Genomic DNA, 21,526 nt, shown 5'->3' with positions numbered 1-21,526 from the left:
ATGCTATGAATTCAAAACACTTTTTTTCGCTACTGGTAATAACTGTATTACTTTTTAACTGCTCAGCAGGAGGTGATGATCCATCATCTCCAGACCCAAACCCAAATCCTAACCCAAACCCAACGAGTGTTACCTACAACGGTAAAATAAAAGGCATTGTCAGCAATAACTGCCTTTCATGCCATGGAAACCCAACAGCTAATGGAGCTCCCATGTCTCTTACAACATATGCGTTAGTAAAAAGTGCTGTGGAAACAAGAGGGTTGTTGGTAAGAATTAACAGTACTACAAGCCCAATGCCTCAAGGAGGATTAATGTCTCAGGCAAACAGGGATGCTTTTCAACAATGGAAAGATCAAGGATTTTTAGAAAATTAATGCTTTTATATTGCATTTGACAGTGTTAATCATTGAAACTATAAATCATGAAAAATCTGGTATTCCTTATATCTTTTATAAGCCTTAATATATTTTCTCAATCAAAGTATATAACTAAGACAGGTGTTGCAAATTTTGAAGCTTCGGTACCTTCTTTTGAAGAAGTTAGTGCAAAAAACAATGCTACTACCGCTATTTTAAATACAGACAATGGAGAATTTGCGGCTTTAGTTTTGGTAAAAGGATTCAGGTTTAAAAATGCTTTAATGGAAGAACACTTCAATGAAAACTATGCAGAATCTGATAAGTTTCCAAAGGCAACTTTTAAAGGAACCATATTAGATTTGAATTTAGGTTTATTGGGTTCTAAAACAAATCTAACCTTGAAAGGTGAATTATCTTTTCATGGTAAAACCAAGAGTCTCTATAATATTCCTATAACACTTACAAAAGAAAATGGTATTATCAAAATGACAGGGAAACTTACTGTTAAAACCTCTGACTTTGATATAAAAATTCCAAAAATAGTAAAAACAAAAGTTTCTGAAAGTGTTAATATAACCTTTGTTTTTGACCTCAAATCATAAAAATAAAAAGGCCGCTTAAAGCGGCCTTTTTATTATTTATTAAGATACATTTTCCGTCTGGAATACAAATCGTAAAATTGATCATCTTTTAAACTTTCAATGAACAAAATGCTTTCACCTGTACTTTTCATTTCTGGTCCTAATTTTTTATTTACGTTAGGAAACTTGTTGAATGAGAACACTGGTTGTTTAATAGCATATCCTTTTAAATGAGGTTTAAAATCAAAGTCTGTAACTTTCTTTTCACCTAACATAACTTTGGTCGCATAATTAACATAAGGCTCTCCATAAGCTTTTGCTATAAAAGGCACTGTTCTTGAAGCTCTTGGATTGGCTTCGATAATGTAAACAATATCATCTTTAATAGCAAACTGAATATTAATCAATCCTACAGTATTTAATTCCAATGCGATTTTTTTAGTATGATCTTTTATTTGTTGCATGACCAAATCACCTAAATTAAATGGAGGTAACATGGCATTACTATCTCCTGAATGAATTCCACAAGGCTCAATATGTTCCATGATTCCAATGATATAAACATTTTCTCCATCACAAATAGCATCTGCTTCGGCTTCAATAGCTCCTTCTAAATAATGATCTAGAAGCAACTGGTTTCCGGGCATTACTCTCAACAAACTAACAACATGCTCTTCTAATTCTTTTCTATTGATAACAATTTTCATTCCTTGTCCTCCAAGAACATATGAAGGTCTTACTAAAATAGGAAAGTCTAACACATCAGCGATTGCAGAAGCTTCATCAGCTGTTGTTGCAATATCAAATTGAGGATAAGGAATATTATTTTCTTTTAACAAGTTAGAAAAATGCCCTCTATCTTCGGCTAAATCTAAAGATTCAAAACTTGTTCCTATTATTTTAATACCATACTTGGTTAGCTTTTCTGCTAGTTTTAAAGCTGTTTGTCCACCTAACTGTACAATCACACCTTCTGGTTTTTCGTGCTTGATAATATCGTAAATGTGTTCCCAGAAAACTGGTTCAAAATATAATTTGTGAGCTGTATCGAAATCGGTAGAAACCGTTTCTGGATTACAGTTTATCATAATAGTTTCGTAACCACATTCAGCAGCAGCTAAAACACCATGCACACAGCAATAATCAAACTCTATTCCTTGCCCGATTCTGTTAGGCCCAGAACCTAAAACAATTATTTTTTTCTTATCAGAAACAACGCTTTCATTATGCGAAAAACGATCTCCACCAGCCAATTGCATCTCACTTTCAAAAGTTGAGTAGTAATATGGAGTCTGTGCTTTAAATTCAGCAGCACAAGTATCAACTAACTTATAAACCCTGTTAATTCCAAACGCTTCTCTTTTATTATAAACCTGACTTTCTAAACATCCAAGCATATGGGCAATTTGTCTGTCACCATAACCTTTTTGTTTCGCTTCAAGCAGTAAATCTTTTTGGATTGTATCAATTTTATAAGTAGAAATTTCTTTCTGAAGTATAAAAAGTTCTTCATATTGCTTTAAGAACCACATATCAATTTTTGTGATTTCATGAATTCTGCTTAACGGAATTCCCATAGCAATAGCATCATAAATAATAAATACTCTATCCCATGAAGCATGTGTAAGCTTATCTATGATTTGCTCATAATTCTTATTCTCTTTTCCGTCTGCTCCTAATCCATTACGTTTAATTTCAAGTGATTGCGCTGCTTTATGTAAAGCTTCTTGAAATGAACGTCCAATCCCCATAACTTCACCAACCGATTTCATTTGAAGTCCTAATGTTCTATCAGAACCTTCAAATTTATCAAAATTCCAACGTGGTATTTTTACAATTACGTAATCTAAAGTAGGCTCAAATAGTGCAGAAGTAGATTTTGTAATTTGATTTTGTAATTCATCTAAATGATAACCAATAGCCAATTTTGTAGCAATTTTAGCGATTGGATACCCTGTTGCTTTACTTGCTAAAGCTGAAGATCGTGAAACACGAGGATTAATTTCAATTGCGATAATATCCTCATTCTCATCTGGGCTTACAGCAAACTGAACATTACACCCACCAGCAAAATCACCTATACTTCTCATCATATGGATAGCCATATCTCTCATTCTTTGATAGGTTCTATCACTTAAAGTCATGGCTGGCGCCACTGTTATAGAATCTCCTGTATGAATTCCCATAGGATCCATATTTTCAATAGAACAAATAATAACAACATTATCATTATCGTCCCTAAGTAATTCCAATTCAAACTCTTTCCAACCTATCAAAGCTTTATCAATCATTACCTCATGAATAGGAGATATTTCTAAGCCACGAGTTAACAACTCATCAAAATCTTTTTCTTCATGCACAAAAGATGCTCCTGCACCACCAAGCGTAAAAGAAGCTCTAATTACAAGAGGAAAACCAAATTCCTGCGCAATTTCTTTTCCTTTTAAATAAGAGGTCGCAGTAGCCTGAGGAGCCATTGGAATACCTATTTTAAGCATTAACTCTCTAAACTTTTCTCTATCTTCAGTAATATTGATAGCATCAATATCTACACCAATAATTTCAACTCCAAAATCTTTCCAAATACCTTTTTCATCAGCTTCAATACATAAATTCAAGGCCGTTTGTCCTCCCATTGTTGGCAAAACAGCGTCAATTTCTGGATGTTCTGTTAAGATTTTAATGATTGATTTTGTAGTAAGTGGTAATAAATAAACATGATCTGCCATTGAAGGATCTGTCATGATTGTTGCTGGGTTAGAATTGATAAGAACAGTTTCTATTCCATCTTCTCTAAGCGATCTTAAAGCTTGAGTTCCCGAATAATCAAACTCACATGCTTGTCCAATAACAATAGGACCTGAACCAATAATTAATATAGATTTAAGTTTTGGATTTTTTGGCATTATAATTTTTTGTGTTTTCTGGTTTTAATAAATTTTGCTATAAGATATAAAAAAAGGCGTTACACCTAAGCAACACCTTTAATTTATTGGTAATGATAAATCATTATTTTTTATGTCTAGCTTCAGAAGATACAGACAGTTTTTTTCTACCTTTAGCTCTTCTACGAGCTAATACTTTTCTACCATTAGCAGAAGCCATTCTTTCTCTGAAACCATGTTTGTTTCTTCTCTTTCTTTTTGATGGCTGAAACGTTCTTTTACTCATTGTCTAGTATCTTTAAATCTGAAAATTGTATTTGTTATTTTTAATTTTGGGGTTATCCAAAACCGAGCGCAAATATACAAAGAGTTTTTACTTTGACAAACGTTATTTTAAAAATATTTTTTAAATCTTTAAATTTTAAAAACTCTAGAGTTATTGACCATAATAAACTACTTAAACTATTGATTTTTTTTTGTTAATGCTCCATTAGGTGCTTTTGATAAAAATTTAGTTTCTTTGTAATCTAAATGAGATTAGACACTAATTACACTTTACAATAGTGACTATAACACCTTTATTTATTAAAAAATGTACAATAAAATTATAAAACTTATTATTGCAGCAGGCATTTTAGCCTATGCTATTTATCAATTTACTGAAAATAATATTGGTAACGGTATCATGCTAATTCTTTTATCTTCAGTATTTGTGTTTTTATACTTTAAAAACGAATTTATTTTATTAGCCTTTTTACGGTTAAGAAAACAGGATTTTGTTGGAGCTACTAAATGGTTAAGCAAAATTAAAAACCCTGAATCTGCTTTGGTAACCAAACAACAAGGCTATTATAACTATTTACATGGCATTATGGTTTCACAGACCAATATGAATGAAGCTGAAAAATACTTTAAAAAAGCTATTACATTAGGATTATCCATGAATCATGATTTAGCAATGGCTAAATTAAACTTATCAGGAATTGCTTTTTCTAAACGCAGAAAATTAGAAGCTGAAAAACTACTTTCTGAAGCTCAAAAACTTGATAAGCAAGGCATGTTAACAGACCAAATTAAAATGATGAAAGAAAACATGAAACGTGCTCAAATACCTAATCAGCACTTTGGAACTGGTGGTTCTATAAGACAACAAAAAAGGAGAAGTTAAACTTCTCCTTTTTTGTTATTGAACAGTATCATAATACCCCTTTTCAGGAATATTAATTATATATCTTTTTCTTGTTTTATTTAAAAGAAATCTATCTCTTAACCAAGGATTGTGAACCTTTAAAATTTTATAGTTGATTCCAAAACCTTCAGCAAATTTTGTGAAATCTGAAACAGATGTGTCCACTTCTACTTTATATGTAGGTATTTGAGAATATAAATCTTTCTCTCTGAAATTGAATCCATATACATCAGGATGTGTTAATATTTCTTTTAAAGCTACAATTCTAAACACATATCTTCCTGTTTCTTCACCTAATAACAAATCATAATAGTTTGATACATTTTGCTCGTTTAAACGTCTTGAAATACCAGTATCTCCTGCATTGTACGCAGCTGCAGCTAGCGTCCATGACCCTAATTTTTCTTTTGATTTTAAAAGATATTTACAAGCTACTTCTGTAGACTTTTCTAAATTATAACGCTCATCAACATTATCATTAACTTCCAAACCATTTTCCTTTGCAGTTGCCTGCATAATTTGCCAAACACCTGTTGCTTTAGCACTTGATACTGCATTAGTTAAGCCACTTTCAATAACAGCCAAATATTTAAAATCATCAGGGATTCCATTCTTCTTTAAGATTGGCTCAATAACCGGGAAATATTTTTTAGCACGTTTAAACATTAATAATCCGTTTGATTGCCAATACGTATTAACCAACAATTCTTTATCCATTCGCTCATAAACTTCAGGATCTTTAATTGGCATAGATTCTCCAGCAAAACTTAAATCATCAGGAACTTGTAATGCATAAACATTATAATCATTGATAAGTTTTTTTTCAAAATTCTCATCGGTTTTAGCGTCTTGTATGGCGTAAATAAATAGCCCACAAACACTAAACAATCCTATAATTGCAAGTATATTTTTCATTTTTCTATTTTTTTATAAAATTAAAAAATTAAAGCTTCTTTTCTATATTAACCCAAAATAAGTTTGGGTAAGTTCTCATTAAACCATTTAAACTTGTTTAATATCATAATATGTGTTCCATTTGTAACCGTGATGCAACTTTTTATACTAGATATTGGGAATACAGGGTCTTTATCTCCATGTATATGGATAATGTTAGGAATAATTTCTTCCTGATTCCAGCAAATCATGTTTTCAATGGCCCAATTTAAATATCTGCTATCACTAACCGATAAATATTTTTTATATAATTCAATTCGTTTTGATATATTATTACCAAACACATACTTGCCCAATAAATCAATATTACTAACCAATTTAACAGGTAATAACTTATATGCCTTAGTCTTTTTAGCAATAAGCATTTTTTTTGGTAACTCACTTATTGATTTAACGCTAGAAACAATAATTAATTTTTTAACACTTATATGTTTACTTATTTCTTGCACCAAAACACCACCAAATGACACTCCTATTAAAACACAATTTTCGTGCTCAATTTTCTTAGACAATCGTAATGCATAATCACTAAGTGATTCACTATCAATAGGTATCATCCATTCTAAATAATGACTTTCAAATTGAGATTTTGGCAATTCAATGTACTCAAATATCTTGGGGCTTGCTGCCATTCCTGGCATAAAATAAACGTGTATTATATCTTGATTCATAAGGTTTTAACCTTAAACTACCTCGTTGTTAACTATTTTTTTTGTAAATTTGCACTACAAAACTATACAAAATAGTACTCACTATTTAAATTCTATAGAAATAAAACTCTTTACCATGATAGATGCTGCAGAATTAATAGACAATGATTTTTTACGTCAGTTCGAAATAAAAATCGATGACAATTTAGCCAAAATTGAATATTCTCTACAAGATAGAAAGATATTCTTAACAAAACTTATCATTCCTGATGGTATTCATGACGAAAATTTTAGCACTGAATTTTTAGCTGCTGTTTTTGAACAAATTGATGAGCGTAATTTAAGTATAGTCCCGACAAGTCCTGAAATTGCTAAATTTGTTAGAAGCAACAGAAAGTATAAACGTATGCTTCCTGTAGGTTTAAGAATTTAGTTTTAAAAAAATAAGATTATAAAAAATCCAAAACATCAGTTTTGGTTTTTTTTGTTTTATAGCAAGAATCTATTGCTTTGTATATACTAAAGTTAAATTTTCAGTAGATACAACTTGAGTTGAATCGGAATTATAAATTTTAATTGCATCTTCAAAAACTACCGATAATTCATTTCCAATTATAGTAGCATTTTTGTTATTGTATGTAACAATTTCTCCGTTTTGAGAATAGTTTGAAGCAAAACCTATCACACCTTCTATATCGCATACAACATTAAAAGCATACTCATTGGTTGCTTCATCTATCAAAATAACATCAACTTCTGGGTTAAATGTTTCTGTTGATGATACAACACCATTTAATTCAAAGGTTAAAGTTTCATGGTTTTCGCATTCAAACTCGTTCAATAAATTTAAACTTTTAATGCCGTCATTATTCAAATCAAAACCATTTGACACATTATAACCAGTTAGCTTCCATGTACCAACAGCAGACATATCGATTGTTTCATTTGAACATGAAACCAAAAAAATTGTACTAATAATAAAAAGGATTCTCTTCATGATTTGGGGTCTAAAGATTTGAATCAAAACTATACAATAAGGTTTGTGCAGTAAAAAAAATCGGGTTAATGGAAAAGAAATCGTGTTGAATTGTAATAAAATACAGCTTTTACTTTGAAAAAACTTCAGAAAACTCAAATCTCACCAAACCATCTTCGTCAATTTTAGTAAGTTCAATATCATGCAATGTATTAACCAATTCAGGATTCCATGGTGTTTTTACCTTCACATAATTTTCTGTAAACCCATGAATATGTCCTTCTTTATTTTCGCTCTCAAACAAAACTGTTTTAGTTAATCCTAATTGGCTTTCATAAAATGCTCTTCGTTTTTTAACCGATAGACCACGTAACATTTTACTGCGTTTATTCCTAACATTCATAGGAACTATTCCAACCATTTCTGAGGCTTCTGTATTATCTCGTTCTGAATAAGTAAATACGTGCAAGTAAGAAATATCTAATTCGTTTAAAAAATTATAGGTTTCTAAAAAAAGTTCATCGGTTTCGCCAGGAAAACCTACAATGACATCAACTCCTATACAGGCATTAGGCATCACTTCTTTTATTTTTGAAACTCTATCTACATATAACTCGCGTAAATAGCGTCTTTTCATTTTTTTTAGAATTTCATTGCTTCCAGATTGCAAAGGAATATGAAAATGAGGTACAAATGCTCTGGATTTTGAAACCAAATCAATAGTTTCATTTTTTAAAAGATTAGGCTCTATAGACGAAATTCGCAATCGTTCAATTCCTTCAACTTTATCCAATTGAGTCACTAAGTCTAAAAAGGTATGTTCGTGTGTTTTGTTTCCAAACTCGCCTTTGCCATAATCTCCAATATTAACACCCGTTAATACAATTTCTTTTATATTTTGCTCTGCTATTTCTTTGGCATTTTTCAACACATTTTCTAATGCATCACTACGAGAAATACCTCTGGCTAAAGGAATTGTGCAGTACGTGCATTTATAATCGCAACCATCTTGAACTTTTAAAAAGGCACGAGTTCTATCACCTATTGAATAAGACCCTACATAAAAATCGGCTTCTTCTATTTCGCAAGAATGAACTTCTCCAAAATCGTTTTTAGAAAGGTCATTTAAATAATCAGTAATTTTAAATTTTTCTGTAGCACCCAAAACCAAATCTACACCATCTACATCCGCCAGTTCTTGTGGTTTTAATTGTGCATAACACCCAACAGCAGCAACAAAAGCATTTGGATTGATTTTTTGAGCCTGCTTTACAATGGTTTTAAAGCGTTTGTCTGCATTTTCAGTTACCGAACAGGTATTAATTACATAAATATCTGCATTTTCTGAAAAATCGACACGATCAAAACCTTCTTCTGTAAAACTTCTAGCTATGGTAGATGTTTCAGAAAAATTAAGTTTACATCCTAACGTGTAAAAAGCAACTTTTTTTTTGGTACTCATTTCTTTTATAAAATCGTGCAAATATAATAAAAAAAGAGCGTTTCATATAGAAACGCTCTTCCTTAAAACTAAAAGACAATCTTTTAGCCGATTTGAGAGTCAGTGAAAGTTAACAATAGTAATTTTACTTCAACTGTTTATTATGACACTAGAATTAAAAAAAAGTCACTAAAATTTATAAATAAAATGATGCGTTTTTCGCAAAGAATAAAGTAAATAATTAAGAATCAGTTCTATTCTCTTCTAAATTTTTTGGTTTCTTCAAACACATGTTCTAAGATTGCTGCATCTTGTTCGTTAAAATCCATATTTCTTCTTGACATTACAGCTTGAGCTACTTCAAAAGCTTTTTTAGTTAAATATGTTGTAAATCCACCATGTCCTCCCCAAGAAAAGCTCGGGATAAAATTTCTAGGAAATCCACTTCCAAAAACATTTGCATTCACACCTACAACTGTTCCTGTGTTGAACATTGTGTTTATAGCGCATTTACTGTGATCGCCCATCATTAAACCACAAAACTGTAAACCCGTTTTAGTGAAACTTTCGGTTTTATAATTCCATAAACGCACTTCAGAATAATCGTTTTTAAGATTTGAAGTATTTGTGTCTGCACCTAAATTACACCATTCGCCTAAAACAGAGTTTCCTAAAAAGCCATCATGCCCCTTGTTCGAATATGCAAATAAAACCGCATTATTTACCTCTCCTCCAATTTTACAAAAAGGACCTACTGTTGTTGGTCCATAAATTCTGGCTCCAAGTTTTATTATGGAACCTTCACACAAAGCTAGGGGTCCACGCAGCAGGGAGCCTTCCATAACCAACGTGTTTTTACCTATATAAATTGGGCCTTTGGAAGCATTTAAAGTTGCAAATTCAATTTCCACACCTTCTTCAATAAAAATATTTTCGGGTGCAATGACATTATTACTTGAAGGAATTGGTTTTGATTTTCTATCCTTGGTTAAGAGGTTAAAATCTTCTTGGATTGCTTCTCCATTTTTAGAAAAAATATCCCAAGTATTTTCTATCTTAATTATATCATCATTAAACTCTAACGCTTCATAGGTTGAAAAATCGATATCATCTTGGGCTTCGTTAGTGAAAAATGCAATAATATCTTCATCTTTAAAAATAGCTTGATTTTTTTCCAGGCTCTTTATCATTTCTGATAACTCTAAATTTGGAAGATAAGATGCATTAATCATGATATTCTCTTCCATTTCTACCATTGGATATTTGTCTGACAAATAATCTTCTGTAACAGTTGTAGTGGTTGAATCTAAATAAGCTTCCCATTTTTCACGAATGGTTAAGATTCCAACTCTTATATCTGCAACTGGTCTTGTATATGTAAATGGCAATAAGTTGTTGCGAAAAGGACCATCGAAAAGAATATAGTTCATGTTAAATTTGAGTTAGAAGTTTGAAGTTTTTTAAATAAGTTCAAACCAATATTTATATGTTCAAATGTAGCGTAATTGTAGAAAATAAAAAAGCCTTTCAAACAATGAAAGGCTTTAAATATTATTTGAAACTAAGTTTATTTATTAAACTTAGCATATTTGTTTTTAAACTTATCAATACGTCCAGCTGTGTCTACTAATTTAGATTTACCAGTATAATATGGGTGAGAAGTTCTTGAAATTTCCATTTTAACAACTGGATATTCAACACCGTCAACCTCTATAGTTTCATTAGTATTTGCAGTAGATTTAGTTAAGAAAACATCATCGTTAGACATGTCTTTAAATGCTACTATTCTATAATTTTCTGGATGTATACCTTTTTTCATCGCTCTACGCTTTATATTCTTTTCAATTTTGGAAGTGCAAATTTAAGCTATTTTTTTAAATGAACAATATTTTTTAATATTTTTTATTTTACTCCTTTACGTAACGTTTTATTATCTTTGTTTACTAACTAAGAAACTAAATTTTTAAACCAAAAAAAATGGAATCTCAAAAACTTTCACCAGGAAAATTCTCACTTAATTATGGACTCATCTTAGGACTGCTTATGATTGTCATAGGAGTCATTACATATGTTACAGGATGGGCTTTAGAATTGAAACAATGGCCTAATTGGATATACTATATTGCCTTTCCAGTTACTATTTTTTATGCCATTTCAAAATATAAAAAAAATAATGTCAACTTATTAAGTCTTGGAGAAGCTATTAAAATTGGGTTAGCTATTGGATTGATAAGCGCACTTGTTTATGCTGTTTACGGGTTGATTTTTAATTATTTAATTGATCCAGAATTTATGTCACAAATTATGGAAGCTACACGTGACAAATTGCTTGAAAACCAAAATTTAACTGAAGAAATTGTAGACCAGCAATTAGCAATGATGAAAAAATTTATGAATCCGGTTGTAGGAACAGCACTTTGGATTGCACTAAGCGCATTATTTGGATTGATTTATTCTCTTATTGCAGGATTAATAATGAAAAAAGAAGAGTAATACATGAATATATCAGTAGTCATACCACTACTTAACGAACAAGAATCTTTAAAAGAATTATATGATTGGATTGCAAAAGTTATGCAATCCAATCATTTTTCATATGAAGTTATTTTTATTGATGATGGTAGCACAGATAACTCTTGGGACACCATAGAACAGTTATCTGCCAATAATAAACATGTTAAAGGCATCAAATTTTTAAAAAACTTCGGTAAATCTCAAGCGCTTCATGCTGGTTTCGAAAAAGCCCAAGGTGATGTTGTAATTACTATGGATGCGGATTTGCAAGATAACCCTGATGAAATCCCAGAGCTTTATAACATGATTGTAAATCAAGGTTATGATTTAGTTTCTGGTTGGAAAAAGAAACGCTATGATTCTATTATTTCAAAAAATTTACCATCAAAATTATTTAATTGGGCAGCAAGAAAAACATCTGGAGTAAAACTTCATGACTTTAATTGTGGTTTAAAAGCTTACAAATTAGAAGTTGTTAAAAATATTGATGTTAATGGTGAAATGCATCGTTACATTCCGGTATTATCAAAAAATGCGGGATTTGCTAAAATAAGTGAAAAGGTTGTTCTTCATCAAGCTAGAAAATATGGGGAAACTAAATTTGGCATGGATCGTTTTATTAATGGTTTTCTAGACTTAATAACTATATGGTTTTTATCTAAGTTTGGAAAAAGACCTATGCATTTATTTGGTTCTTTGGGTGTTATAATGCTCATTATTGGTTTTGGTTTTGCTTTATATCTTGGTATTGACAAATTATTCTTAAACCCTTCTGGACGTTTAATAACACAGCGACCTCAATTTTATATAGCACTTTCTACAATGATTATTGGTACTCAGTTTTTTGTAGCAGGTTTTTTAGGAGAAATCATTTTACGAAGCAAACCAGATAGAAAACGTTACTCAATTAAAACAGAATTAAATTTTTAATTGTTAAGTTTACTACTATTGATAAAAAGAATTATTCCTTCAATTTGTTTATTTTTATATTTAAAATATTTTAATCCATTATGATACATATTGATCCAGAACTATTGAAACGCGTTAACACATGGCTAACACCAGTTTTTGATGAAGACACACAAAATCAGATAAAAGAATCTATTGCTTTAAACCCAGAAGGCTTAAAAGAAAGTTTCTATAAAGATTTAGAATTTGGTACAGGTGGTATGCGAGGTGTTATGGGTGTTGGCACTAATAGAATTAACAAATATACACTAGGAAGAAGCACACAAGGTTTAAGTGAATATATGCTTAACTATTTCCCTAATGAAACTCCTAAAGTAGCAATAGCCTATGATTGCAGACACAACAGTAAAACCTTAGCTAAAGTTGTTGCTAACGTATTCTCTGCTAATGGAATAGAAGTTTTTTTATTTGAAGATTTACGTCCTACTCCAGAATTATCATTTGCCCTAAAACATTTAAATTGTCATTGCGGCATTGTTTTAACAGCGTCTCATAATCCACCGGAATATAATGGTTATAAAGTGTATTGGCAAGATGGCGGACAGTTGGTACCACCACAAGATGAGGAAATTGTAAACAAGATTAATGATACACCTTACGCTAATATTAAGTTTGAGGCAAACGAAAAACTCATTCATTATATAGGTAAAGATGTCGATAATGTATTTATTGATGCTTCCGTAAAGAATGGAAGTTTTAATATTCCTAAAGAAACTAAAGACAATTTAACCATTGTTTTTACATCTTTACACGGCACATCTATCACTTTGGTTCCAGAAACTCTAAAAAGAGCTGGTTACAAAAACGTTCATATTGTTAAAGAACAAGAAGTTCCAAATGGCGATTTTCCAACAGTAGCTTCTCCAAATCCTGAAGAACCTGCTGCATTAAAAATGGCTTTGGAATTAGCTGATAAAGTAAATGCAGACATTGTTATTGGAACAGACCCGGATTGTGACAGATTAGGTGTTGCAGTTAGAAATTTAGAAGGAAAACTTGAGCTTCTAAACGGAAATCAAACCATGTTGATGATGACTGATTTCTTACTTAAAAAATGGAAATCAGAAAATAAACTAAAAGGAAAAGAATTCATAGCCTCTACAATTGTTTCAACACCTATGATGAGTGTTTTAGGTAAAGCATACAATGTAGAAAGCAAAATCGTACTTACAGGATTCAAGTGGATTGCCAAATTAATTAAAGATTTTTCAAACCTTGATTTTATTGGTGGTGGTGAAGAAAGTTTTGGCTTCATGGTTGGTGATTTTGTTCGTGATAAAGATGCTGTAACCTCAACACTTTTAGCATGCGAAATTGCAGCATTAGCAAAATCTAACGGAAGCTCTTTTTATAATCACCTTATAAAACTTTATATAGAACATGGTTTTTATAAAGAAAAATTGGTGTCACTAACTAAAAAAGGGATTGAAGGTGCTCAAGAAATTAAGCAAATGATGATAGATGCTCGCGAAAATCCTCTTAAAATAGTTAATGGCTCAAAAGTTGTAAAAATTGAAGATTATGAACTTTCAATAACTAAAAACATGGTTACTGGAGAAGAAACTTCTATTGACATTCCAAAATCAAATGTATTAATTTATTATACAGAAGATGGTAGTCAAGTTGCTTTAAGACCTAGCGGAACCGAGCCAAAAATCAAGTTTTATGTAAGTGTAAATACAACATTAAAATCGGTAGCAGATTTTAAAACAACCGAAGCTTTGCTTGATGCAAAGGCACAAGCTATTCTAAAAGACATGAAATTAATATAATAACCCATATCTTTGCCAAATTAACATGCTTTTATGGTAATATCATAAAAGCATGTTTTTTAAACAGACAATTCTTATTTAATGAATCAATTTTTAAACATATTAAAATACGCAAAACCGTATAAAAGTTATGCTATAGGACATATTATTTCTAATATATTGTTTGCTCTATTTAGCACAATATCTATGATTGCAATAAAACCAATGTTAGATGTGATTTTTAAGCAAAAAAAAGATGCTATTATAATTAAACCAGTTTATCAAGGTATATCTAAATTAGGGAAATATCTAGAAAATCAGCTTGTTTACCAAATGCACGAATATACTGGTGGTGACAATTCTAAAGCATTGATTTTTGTTGTTGGATTAATTGTAGTTGCCTTTTTACTTAAAAATTTATTTGGCTATTTAGCAAATTACTTTATGGTGTTTTTAAGAAATGGAGTTGTTAGAGATCTTAGAAATGCTGTATACAAAAAAACGGTTGAATTGCCTCTTTCCTATTTTTCCGAACAAAAAAAAGGCGATATCATGGCACGTGTAACTAACGATGTTTCAACACTACAATACTCAATGCTTCCTGTTCTTGAGCTTATTATAAGAGAACCTTTAACTATTATTTTCACAATAATAGCTATGCTTTATTTAAGTCCAAGTCTTACACTATTTGTTTTTATTTTTATTCCCATTACAGGTTTAATCATTTCTAGAATTGGTAAAAGTTTAAAAAGAAAATCAGACCGTGTTCAAAAGGAACAAGGTGTCATTTTATCTACGCTTGAGGAAACTTTAACAGGGTTACGGATTATAAAAGGTTTTAATGCCGAAGAAAAATTCGATACTAGATTTCAAGAATCTTCAAATCGTTTTTACAACTTTTCAAATAAATTACTAAATCGTCAAAACCTAGCATCTCCAGCTAGTGAAGTTTTAGGTATTTGTGTTATTGCTGTTCTATTATGGTATGGTGGCCAACTCGTTTTAAATGAAGGAAGTTCTGGAGGCCTTAATGGAAGTTCATTTTTAGTCTATATGGGTTTAGCATATTACATACTAACTCCAGCTAAAGCTATTTCAAGAGGGCTTTATAATATCAAGCAAGGAGATGCAGCTGCAGAGCGTATTCAAGAAATTATAGATACGCCAAATCCATTAAAAGATAAAGAAAATGCTATTGTAAAGACTGGTTTTGACACTGAAATAGTTTTTAATAATATTTCATTTAAATATGAAAACGAATATGTATTGAAAAATTTCTCTCTTAACATCCCAAAAGGAAAAACAATAGCTTTGGTGGGTCAATCAGGAAGTGGAAAATCAACAATTGCCAATTTAATCACTCGATTTTATGACGTTAATAAAGGAAGTATTTTAATTGACAATATTGATATTCGTGATTTAACTACAAGTTCTTTAAGAAGCCAGTTAGGTATTGTAACACAAGATGCCATTCTATTTAACGATAGTATTAAAAACAATCTGAAATTAGGAAAAGACAATGCTACAGATGAAGAAGTTATTGAAGCATTAAAAGTTGCCAATGCTTGGGAATTTGTTAAAGATTTACCAGAAGGCATAAATACAAATATAGGTGACGCAGGAAACAAACTTTCGGGTGGCCAAAAACAACGTTTAAGTATTGCTAGAGCTGTATTAAAAAGTCCACCTATTATGGTTTTAGACGAAGCTACTTCGGCACTTGATACAGAAAGCGAACGTTTAGTGCAAGTAGCATTAGAAAATATGATGAAAAACAGAACCTCTATTGTAATTGCTCACCGACTGTCAACTATTCAAAATGCTGATGAAATTGTAGTGTTAAATAAAGGTGAAATTGTTGAAAAAGGAAAACATACAGAACTTATTGCTAAAAAAGGTATTTATAAAAAACTTGTCGATATGCAAAGCTTTGAATAAATAGCTGGTTTAATTAAAAGTAAAAAGGATAGAGATTTGGGCTTCTATCCTTTTTTTGTTCATTGCTAGACTTGGGGCAACCTAACAACATAAGTAGATTTTCTATACAGTAAAAGTAATACAAATAAAATTATCTTGCAAGAAAAAAATGTATTTTGTCGTAATATATTGCATTTCATCGATGATTTATATTTCAATGTATTGACTATTAAATATTTATGTTTTTATGTATTTTCTTATATAATATTAAAAATCAAGAAAGAAATTAAACTTTTAGTATATTCATATGTCTAAACACAAAAATTCAACTTGTGATTATTGAATCTGAGCTAGTAGAACAACTAAAATCAAAAAAAAATGTTGATTTCGCCTTTAAAGAGTTAGTATCTCAATATAAAGAGCGTTTATACTGGCACATTCGTAATATTGTAAAATCACATGATGATGCTGATGATGTTTTACAAAACACATTTATTAAGGTTTTTAAAAATATTGATAACTTTAAAGGAGATAGTAAATTGTTCTCTTGGATGTATAGAATTGCCACTAATGAAGCCATTACATTTATAAACAATAATGCCAAACGACTTCAAATTACTAATGAAGAATCCCAGAACTTAACATTAAGCAATTTAACTACCGATGTTTACTTTGAAGGTGATAAAATTCAGTTAAAACTACAACAAGCCATTGCAACATTACCTCAAAAACAACAATTAGTATTTAATATGAGGTATTTTGAAGAAATAAAATTCAAAGACATGGCAGATATTTTAGAAACAAGCGAAGGAGCCCTTAAAGCCTCATACCATATTGCAGTAAAAAAAATTGAAGAGTATTTAATTAAAAATTAAACCTTTAGAAGAAAAAATAGTCATAATTAAGTAATGAAAAAAAATAGTTTAAAAAATATCAATAAAACTGGCTTTAAAGTACCTGAAAATTACTTTGAAAACTTTGAATATGCATTTTTAAGTGAATTAAAACTTAAGGAAACATCAGCTAATTCTGGATTTAAAGTGCCGGAAAACTATTTTGAAACATTAGACGATAAAATTCTTAATACAATTAAAGATCAAAAAGAAGTAAAAGTTTTAAAACTATTCTCATGGAAAAAAATCACTTATGCTGCACCAATAGCAGCTAGTGTAATAATTATGTTAGGTGTTATGTTTAATAAAAATTCGACATTAAGCATTGATAAAATAGAAACAGCATCTATTGAAAATTACATCTTAACAGAAGAATTGGAACCTAACGAAATGGCTTCGCTTTTTTCAAATGAAGATTTATCAGAAATCAACTTTACAAACAATAATTTAAATCCTGAAACATTAGAAAATTATGTTTTAGATAATTTAGAAATCGAAGAAATAATTACAAACAACAATTAAAATGAAAACAATAACAAGCATTGTCTTTATTATAAGTTTTTCACTACTATCTTTTTCACAACCTAATAGAGATAAAATTAAATCCTTAAAAATAGCATTCATAACTGAAAAGCTGGATTTATCAAAAAAAGAAGCGCAACAGTTTTGGCCTATTTACAATGCCTTTGAAGAAGAAAATTTCAGTCTTAAAAAACAAGCTTTTGAGGACAGGAAAAATATTAATTTTGAAACCCTCAAAGAAGAAGAAGCTGTATTGTTATTGAAAAAAATGCGCTCTTTCGATACAAAAAGAAGAATTTTAAAAGATAATTTTATTGATGATTTATCTAAAATAATTTCTGCTAAAAAAATTATTTTATTGGAAAAGGTTGAAGATGATTTTAAACATAAAATGTTTGAAGAATTTAAAAACAGACGTTTAGGACACGGTCCTAAAGAATAAAAAAAGAGAAACTTAAGTTTCTCTTTTTTTATTCTCTAAATATTAATTTTGAAATTCTTCCACTACCAGCTGCATAAGCAACTGTATCATTCAAAAATCTAATGGTAAAAAAGCCTTCATCACTTAAATGCTTCCAATTATTACCAGCATCATTAGAAAAATCAATTCCTTTAAATCCTAAAGTCACCAGCTCCTTCCCTTTTCTGTTTGGAATATATTGCACGCAACTTCTATAACTTGGATTTTTATTTTGACCAACTAATTGCCAAGTTTTACCACCATCTTGAGTTACTATTTTATTGGCTTCATTATTTTCCGGATTCGTATAATCTCCTCCAATAGCAAAACCATTCATATCATCATAAAAATCAACAGAATAGATTCCTTCTGTATTCCTTTTTTGTACAATTGGAGTTTTAATCACTTTCCATGAAATCCCTTTGTCCTCAGAAAAATAAATATTTCCTGCTGTTGTTGCAATCCAGGTTTTATCGCCAACAGTTTTAATATTGGTGTTGCTTGCAGCAAAAGCACCTTCTCCTTCTTCTGCTTTTGGCAAATTTTCACAAGATATTTTTTTCCAAGAAAGTCCACCGTCTCTAGTTACTATTACAGATAAACAACTATTCATACTATCTCCTATTGCAATCCCTTCTTGGTCATTCCAAAATGTCATAGCATCGTAAAAAACACCTTCCCCTTCTTCTTTATAAACCAATTGCATTTGCCCAGAGTCTCCTGTTTTATATAGCAAAGCAGGACTTTCAATACTTAACATAAAAAAATCTGTTGATGTATGAGCTATTGCTCTAAAATGTAAATTCAAACTATCATATTCTTGTTTAGAAGTCAACCAACTTTCCTTCATAGAGTTATAAAGCCCATAAATTCCATTATTAGCAGCAAATGCTAAACTTCCATCATCAAGTATTTCAATAGCTCTAATACTCAGCAAAGAGTCAGAGAATATGGCTTTTATTTCAACCGATGAAAAATTTCTTGGTACGAAAACCTCCTTTTCTTTACAAGAAAAAATTATTAAAGCCAACAAAAAAACAAACCTGAACTGTTTCATTTAATTTAAAATTTTTATAAAAATAGAAAAGCTACACCAATAAACTTATAAACGATTAAACAAATAAACATTTTAAACGTAACTTTGCACACTTATTTAAACAACATGCGATTACACAGGAATTTATGCTTTTCAGTCATTGATGGATTAACATTAATCTTTAACGAAGGAAATTATGCAGATAAAGTCATTCAACAACTATTAAAACGCGATAAACGTTGGGGATCTAGAGACAGAGCTTTTGTTGCTGAAACCACTTACGATATTGTTAGATGGAAACGTTTATATGCTGAAATTGCAGAAGTTAAAGAACCCTTTACTAGAGATAATCTTTGGCGTATGTTTGCTGTTTGGGCTACTTTAAAAGGTATAAAACTACCGGATTGGACTTACTTTGAAAATACACCAACACGAAAGATTAAAGGTAAGTTTGATGAACTTTCTAAAATTAGAAAGTTTAAAGAATCCATTCCCGATTGGTTAGATGAATTAGGAGAAAAAGAACTTGGTAAAGCTTTTTGGACTAAAGAAATAGCTGCTTTAAATGAACAAGCCGATGTTATTTTAAGAGTTAATACTTTAAAAACCACTAAAGAAAAACTACAAGCCGAGCTTTTTGACCAGGATATTGAAGGCAATTTTTTACCGGATTATCCAAATGCATTAAAACTAAAAGAGCGTGCCAATGTATTCTTAACCGAGCAATTTAAAAATGGTTTGTTTGAAGTACAAGACGCATCATCACAATTAGTAGCAGAATTTTTAAATGTTCAACCTGGCATGCGTGTGGTTGATGCATGTGCTGGAGCTGGAGGAAAAACACTTCATATTGCATCTTTAATGGAAAACAAAGGGCAGATTATTGCCTTAGATATTTATGAAAACAAACTTCATGAATTAAAACGTAGAGCAAAGAGAAATGGTGCTTTCAATATTGAAACACGAGGTATTGATTCTACAAAAGTCATTAAAAAATTATATGATAAGGCTGATAGAGTATTGATTGATGCACCTTGTTCTGGTTTAGGTGTTTTAAGAAGAAATCCAGATGCTAAATGGAAATTACAACCAGATTTTATTGAAAAAATAAAAATTACACAACAAGACATTTTACAACAATATTCTAAAATGGTTAAAGTTGGTGGTCAACTGGTGTATGCAACATGTTCTATATTACCGTCTGAAAATCAAAATCAAGTTGATAAATTCTTAACATCAGAATCTGGGAAAAATTTTACTTTTGTAAAAGACAACAAGGTATTAGCCCACAAATCTGGATATGATGGGTTTTATATGGCCCTTTTAGAACGTAAACAATAATTACAATATGAAGCAATCTTACATTTATTTTTTATTAGTAACCTCAGTTTGTTTTGCTCAACTTACACCACCAACAGAACTTCAAAGCTATTACAGTAATGTTGATTTTTCCTTATCAGGAACTCCTTTGTACAACAATTTAGCTACAGAAACCATTGCAAAACACACAACTTTTTTAGCCTATACAGACCGACATGATTATCTATATGATGCAGACGAGGATCTATCAAACCCTTCAAATGTAATTTTAATTTACAGTGGTGAAAGTCGCTATTGGGAAGAGTATCTTTCTGGAAACAATAGCTATATGCCACAAACATTTAATACTGAACATGTATACCCTCAGTCCTTAATTGGAAGTACTGCCGAAGGCGATCTTCATCATTTGAGATCCTGTGATATTAGTATAAATTCTAGTAGAGCTAACAAACCTTTTGCTAATGGATCTGGAAGTTATTCAGATTTAGGAAGTAGCTGGTATCCTGGTGATGAATGGAAAGGTGATGTTGCTAGAATGATTATGTACTTGAACTTAAGATATGCTGAACCATTTGATGAAGTTGGCTCATTGAGTTTATTTTTACAATGGAATGTTGAAGATCCTGTATCACCTTTTGAAGATCATAGAAATAAAGTTATCAGTGCTGCTCAAGGCAATAGAAATCCATTTATAGACAACCCTTATTTAGCAACGGTAATATGGGGAGGAACATTAGCTGAAAACAGATGGAATACATTATCAACAAATGATTTTACAGATTCAGACTTTAAAATTTACCCTAATCCAACTTCAGAAAATTATTTTAACATAAAAACAAATCAGTCTTTAAAAGTAGAAATTTTTGATATTTTAGGAAAATCAATATTAAAAACTCAAGTTGATTCGAACAACTCAAAAATTGATATTAACCGATTAACAAAAGGCATTTACTTAGTAAAATTAATTTCAGACAAAGGAAGTGTCACAAAAAAATTAATAAAACAATAAATTGAAGCGACTAAATGAGTCGCTTTTTTTATGTTTAAAACATCGTGAATAACTCTTTAATTAACTTAAAGTTTTACACACATCTTATAACTAAAAA

The 21,526-nt window shown here is 30.6% G+C and carries 22 protein-coding genes; 13 read left to right on the top strand and 9 right to left on the bottom strand.

Translation table 11 applies throughout. The features are described from left to right. Positions 1 to 5 precede the first annotated feature (5 nt). On the top strand, positions 6 to 377 hold the full coding sequence (locus V8G69_RS03985; RefSeq protein WP_394880514.1) for a hypothetical protein: 372 nt from the start codon (positions 6 to 8) through the stop codon (positions 375 to 377). Between the two features lie 47 nt (positions 378 to 424). Continuing rightward, a complete protein-coding gene (locus tag V8G69_RS03980) occupies positions 425 to 964 on the top strand; it encodes a YceI family protein (protein WP_394880513.1) in 540 nt (179 codons plus the stop codon). A 32-nt stretch (positions 965 to 996) separates the two neighbouring features. On the opposite strand, the gene carB is transcribed toward V8G69_RS03980, so the two are convergent. After that, a complete protein-coding gene (gene carB, locus V8G69_RS03975) occupies positions 997 to 3,849 on the bottom strand; it encodes a carbamoyl-phosphate synthase large subunit (RefSeq protein WP_394880512.1) in 2,853 nt (950 codons plus the stop codon). Between the two features lie 103 nt (positions 3,850 to 3,952). Then, positions 3,953 to 4,114, bottom strand: coding sequence for a 50S ribosomal protein L34 (gene rpmH, locus V8G69_RS03970; RefSeq protein WP_076700048.1), 162 nt, complete (start codon positions 4,112 to 4,114; stop codon positions 3,953 to 3,955). Between the two features lie 306 nt (positions 4,115 to 4,420). Here rpmH and V8G69_RS03965 point away from each other — a divergent pair, with 306 nt between their 5' ends. Then, positions 4,421 to 4,996: a DUF2892 domain-containing protein gene (locus V8G69_RS03965; protein ID WP_394880511.1), complete on the top strand. Its 576-nt coding sequence runs from the start codon at positions 4,421 to 4,423 to the stop codon at positions 4,994 to 4,996. Between the two features lie 15 nt (positions 4,997 to 5,011). On the opposite strand, the gene V8G69_RS03960 is transcribed toward V8G69_RS03965, so the two are convergent. Beyond that, positions 5,012 to 5,932, bottom strand: a complete 921-nt coding sequence (locus V8G69_RS03960) for a lytic transglycosylase domain-containing protein (protein ID WP_394880510.1) — start codon at positions 5,930 to 5,932, stop codon at positions 5,012 to 5,014. Between the two features lie 47 nt (positions 5,933 to 5,979). After that, positions 5,980 to 6,642: an alpha/beta hydrolase gene (locus V8G69_RS03955; RefSeq protein ID WP_394880509.1), complete on the bottom strand. Its 663-nt coding sequence runs from the start codon at positions 6,640 to 6,642 to the stop codon at positions 5,980 to 5,982. Between the two features lie 115 nt (positions 6,643 to 6,757). Between V8G69_RS03955 and V8G69_RS03950 the strand changes: the two genes are divergently transcribed. After that, complete coding sequence (locus V8G69_RS03950) at positions 6,758 to 7,054, top strand: N-acetyltransferase (protein ID WP_394880508.1); 297 nt, start codon at positions 6,758 to 6,760, stop codon at positions 7,052 to 7,054. A gap of 69 nt (positions 7,055 to 7,123) precedes the next feature. Here V8G69_RS03950 and V8G69_RS03945 read toward each other — a convergent pair whose 3' ends face one another. From V8G69_RS03945 to V8G69_RS03930, 4 genes are all read right to left on the bottom strand, one after another. Then, the gene (locus tag V8G69_RS03945) at positions 7,124 to 7,618 is read right to left on the bottom strand and encodes a hypothetical protein (RefSeq protein WP_394880507.1); all 495 of its coding nucleotides are present in this window, start codon (positions 7,616 to 7,618) and stop codon (positions 7,124 to 7,126) included. Positions 7,619 to 7,727: 109 nt separating this feature from the next. Beyond that, positions 7,728 to 9,059: a tRNA (N(6)-L-threonylcarbamoyladenosine(37)-C(2))-methylthiotransferase MtaB gene (mtaB, locus tag V8G69_RS03940; RefSeq protein ID WP_394880506.1), complete on the bottom strand. Its 1,332-nt coding sequence runs from the start codon at positions 9,057 to 9,059 to the stop codon at positions 7,728 to 7,730. A gap of 233 nt (positions 9,060 to 9,292) precedes the next feature. Then, positions 9,293 to 10,468 (bottom strand): GlmU family protein, encoded by a 1,176-nt coding sequence (locus tag V8G69_RS03935; RefSeq protein ID WP_394880505.1) that lies wholly within the window; start codon positions 10,466 to 10,468, stop codon positions 9,293 to 9,295. Between the two features lie 137 nt (positions 10,469 to 10,605). Then, positions 10,606 to 10,857 carry a type B 50S ribosomal protein L31 gene (locus tag V8G69_RS03930; protein ID WP_394880504.1) on the bottom strand — a complete coding sequence of 84 codons (252 nt, stop codon included), beginning with the start codon at positions 10,855 to 10,857 and terminating at the stop codon, positions 10,606 to 10,608. A gap of 158 nt (positions 10,858 to 11,015) precedes the next feature. Between V8G69_RS03930 and V8G69_RS03925 the strand changes: the two genes are divergently transcribed. The 7 genes from V8G69_RS03925 (at position 11,016) to V8G69_RS03895 (ending at position 18,046) form a co-directional block, all read left to right on the top strand. Continuing rightward, complete coding sequence (locus tag V8G69_RS03925) at positions 11,016 to 11,531, top strand: DUF4199 domain-containing protein (RefSeq protein WP_394880503.1); 516 nt, start codon at positions 11,016 to 11,018, stop codon at positions 11,529 to 11,531. 3 nt (positions 11,532 to 11,534) lie between these two features. After that, a complete protein-coding gene (locus V8G69_RS03920) occupies positions 11,535 to 12,482 on the top strand; it encodes a glycosyltransferase family 2 protein (protein WP_394880502.1) in 948 nt (315 codons plus the stop codon). 80 nt (positions 12,483 to 12,562) lie between these two features. After that, complete coding sequence (locus V8G69_RS03915; RefSeq protein ID WP_394880501.1) at positions 12,563 to 14,293, top strand: phospho-sugar mutase; 1,731 nt, start codon at positions 12,563 to 12,565, stop codon at positions 14,291 to 14,293. 81 nt (positions 14,294 to 14,374) lie between these two features. After that, entirely contained in the window at positions 14,375 to 16,210 is a 1,836-nt protein-coding gene (locus tag V8G69_RS03910; RefSeq protein WP_394880500.1) for an ABC transporter ATP-binding protein, read from the top strand. Between the two features lie 311 nt (positions 16,211 to 16,521). Continuing rightward, positions 16,522 to 17,064, top strand: a complete 543-nt coding sequence (locus tag V8G69_RS03905; protein ID WP_394880499.1) for an RNA polymerase sigma factor — start codon at positions 16,522 to 16,524, stop codon at positions 17,062 to 17,064. Positions 17,065 to 17,097: 33 nt separating this feature from the next. After that, positions 17,098 to 17,604 (top strand): hypothetical protein, encoded by a 507-nt coding sequence (locus tag V8G69_RS03900; protein ID WP_394880498.1) that lies wholly within the window; start codon positions 17,098 to 17,100, stop codon positions 17,602 to 17,604. A gap of 1 nt (position 17,605) precedes the next feature. Continuing rightward, on the top strand, positions 17,606 to 18,046 hold the full coding sequence (locus tag V8G69_RS03895) for a sensor of ECF-type sigma factor (RefSeq protein ID WP_394880497.1): 441 nt from the start codon (positions 17,606 to 17,608) through the stop codon (positions 18,044 to 18,046). 28 nt (positions 18,047 to 18,074) lie between these two features. Here the strand turns inward: V8G69_RS03895 and V8G69_RS03890 are convergent, their stop codons facing one another. Beyond that, the gene (locus V8G69_RS03890; protein WP_394880496.1) at positions 18,075 to 19,121 is read right to left on the bottom strand and encodes a WD40/YVTN/BNR-like repeat-containing protein; all 1,047 of its coding nucleotides are present in this window, start codon (positions 19,119 to 19,121) and stop codon (positions 18,075 to 18,077) included. A 105-nt stretch (positions 19,122 to 19,226) separates the two neighbouring features. On the opposite strand from V8G69_RS03890, the gene V8G69_RS03885 reads away from it, so the two are divergent. Together V8G69_RS03885 and V8G69_RS03880 are read left to right on the top strand one after the other, a co-directional pair. Then, on the top strand, positions 19,227 to 20,441 hold the full coding sequence (locus tag V8G69_RS03885; protein WP_394880495.1) for an RsmB/NOP family class I SAM-dependent RNA methyltransferase: 1,215 nt from the start codon (positions 19,227 to 19,229) through the stop codon (positions 20,439 to 20,441). A 7-nt stretch (positions 20,442 to 20,448) separates the two neighbouring features. Beyond that, a complete protein-coding gene (locus V8G69_RS03880) occupies positions 20,449 to 21,429 on the top strand; it encodes an endonuclease (RefSeq protein WP_394880494.1) in 981 nt (326 codons plus the stop codon). Positions 21,430 to 21,526: the final 97 nt, after the last annotated feature.

Source organism: Gaetbulibacter sp. M235 (assembly GCF_043876835.1).
Classification (GTDB): Bacteria; Bacteroidota; Bacteroidia; order Flavobacteriales; family Flavobacteriaceae; genus Yeosuana.
Note: the sequence above shows the minus strand (reverse complement) of the source record. Positions and strands in the feature narration are given on the sequence as shown.

Coding starts and splice junctions, on each gene's coding strand:
- V8G69_RS03985 (WP_394880514.1), top strand. CDS start 6: ATGAATTCAAAACACTTTTTTTCGCTACTGGTAATAACTGTATTACTT.
- V8G69_RS03980 (WP_394880513.1), top strand. CDS start 425: ATGAAAAATCTGGTATTCCTTATATCTTTTATAAGCCTTAATATATTT.
- carB (WP_394880512.1), bottom strand. CDS start 3,849: ATGCCAAAAAATCCAAAACTTAAATCTATATTAATTATTGGTTCAGGT.
- rpmH (WP_076700048.1), bottom strand. CDS start 4,114: ATGAGTAAAAGAACGTTTCAGCCATCAAAAAGAAAGAGAAGAAACAAA.
- V8G69_RS03965 (WP_394880511.1), top strand. CDS start 4,421: ATGTACAATAAAATTATAAAACTTATTATTGCAGCAGGCATTTTAGCC.
- V8G69_RS03960 (WP_394880510.1), bottom strand. CDS start 5,932: ATGAAAAATATACTTGCAATTATAGGATTGTTTAGTGTTTGTGGGCTA.
- V8G69_RS03955 (WP_394880509.1), bottom strand. CDS start 6,642: ATGAATCAAGATATAATACACGTTTATTTTATGCCAGGAATGGCAGCA.
- V8G69_RS03950 (WP_394880508.1), top strand. CDS start 6,758: ATGATAGATGCTGCAGAATTAATAGACAATGATTTTTTACGTCAGTTC.
- V8G69_RS03945 (WP_394880507.1), bottom strand. CDS start 7,618: ATGAAGAGAATCCTTTTTATTATTAGTACAATTTTTTTGGTTTCATGT.
- mtaB (WP_394880506.1), bottom strand. CDS start 9,059: ATGAGTACCAAAAAAAAAGTTGCTTTTTACACGTTAGGATGTAAACTT.
- V8G69_RS03935 (WP_394880505.1), bottom strand. CDS start 10,468: ATGAACTATATTCTTTTCGATGGTCCTTTTCGCAACAACTTATTGCCA.
- V8G69_RS03930 (WP_394880504.1), bottom strand. CDS start 10,857: ATGAAAAAAGGTATACATCCAGAAAATTATAGAATAGTAGCATTTAAA.
- V8G69_RS03925 (WP_394880503.1), top strand. CDS start 11,016: ATGGAATCTCAAAAACTTTCACCAGGAAAATTCTCACTTAATTATGGA.
- V8G69_RS03920 (WP_394880502.1), top strand. CDS start 11,535: ATGAATATATCAGTAGTCATACCACTACTTAACGAACAAGAATCTTTA.
- V8G69_RS03915 (WP_394880501.1), top strand. CDS start 12,563: ATGATACATATTGATCCAGAACTATTGAAACGCGTTAACACATGGCTA.
- V8G69_RS03910 (WP_394880500.1), top strand. CDS start 14,375: ATGAATCAATTTTTAAACATATTAAAATACGCAAAACCGTATAAAAGT.
- V8G69_RS03900 (WP_394880498.1), top strand. CDS start 17,098: ATGAAAAAAAATAGTTTAAAAAATATCAATAAAACTGGCTTTAAAGTA.
- V8G69_RS03895 (WP_394880497.1), top strand. CDS start 17,606: ATGAAAACAATAACAAGCATTGTCTTTATTATAAGTTTTTCACTACTA.
- V8G69_RS03890 (WP_394880496.1), bottom strand. CDS start 19,121: ATGAAACAGTTCAGGTTTGTTTTTTTGTTGGCTTTAATAATTTTTTCT.
- V8G69_RS03885 (WP_394880495.1), top strand. CDS start 19,227: ATGCGATTACACAGGAATTTATGCTTTTCAGTCATTGATGGATTAACA.
- V8G69_RS03880 (WP_394880494.1), top strand. CDS start 20,449: ATGAAGCAATCTTACATTTATTTTTTATTAGTAACCTCAGTTTGTTTT.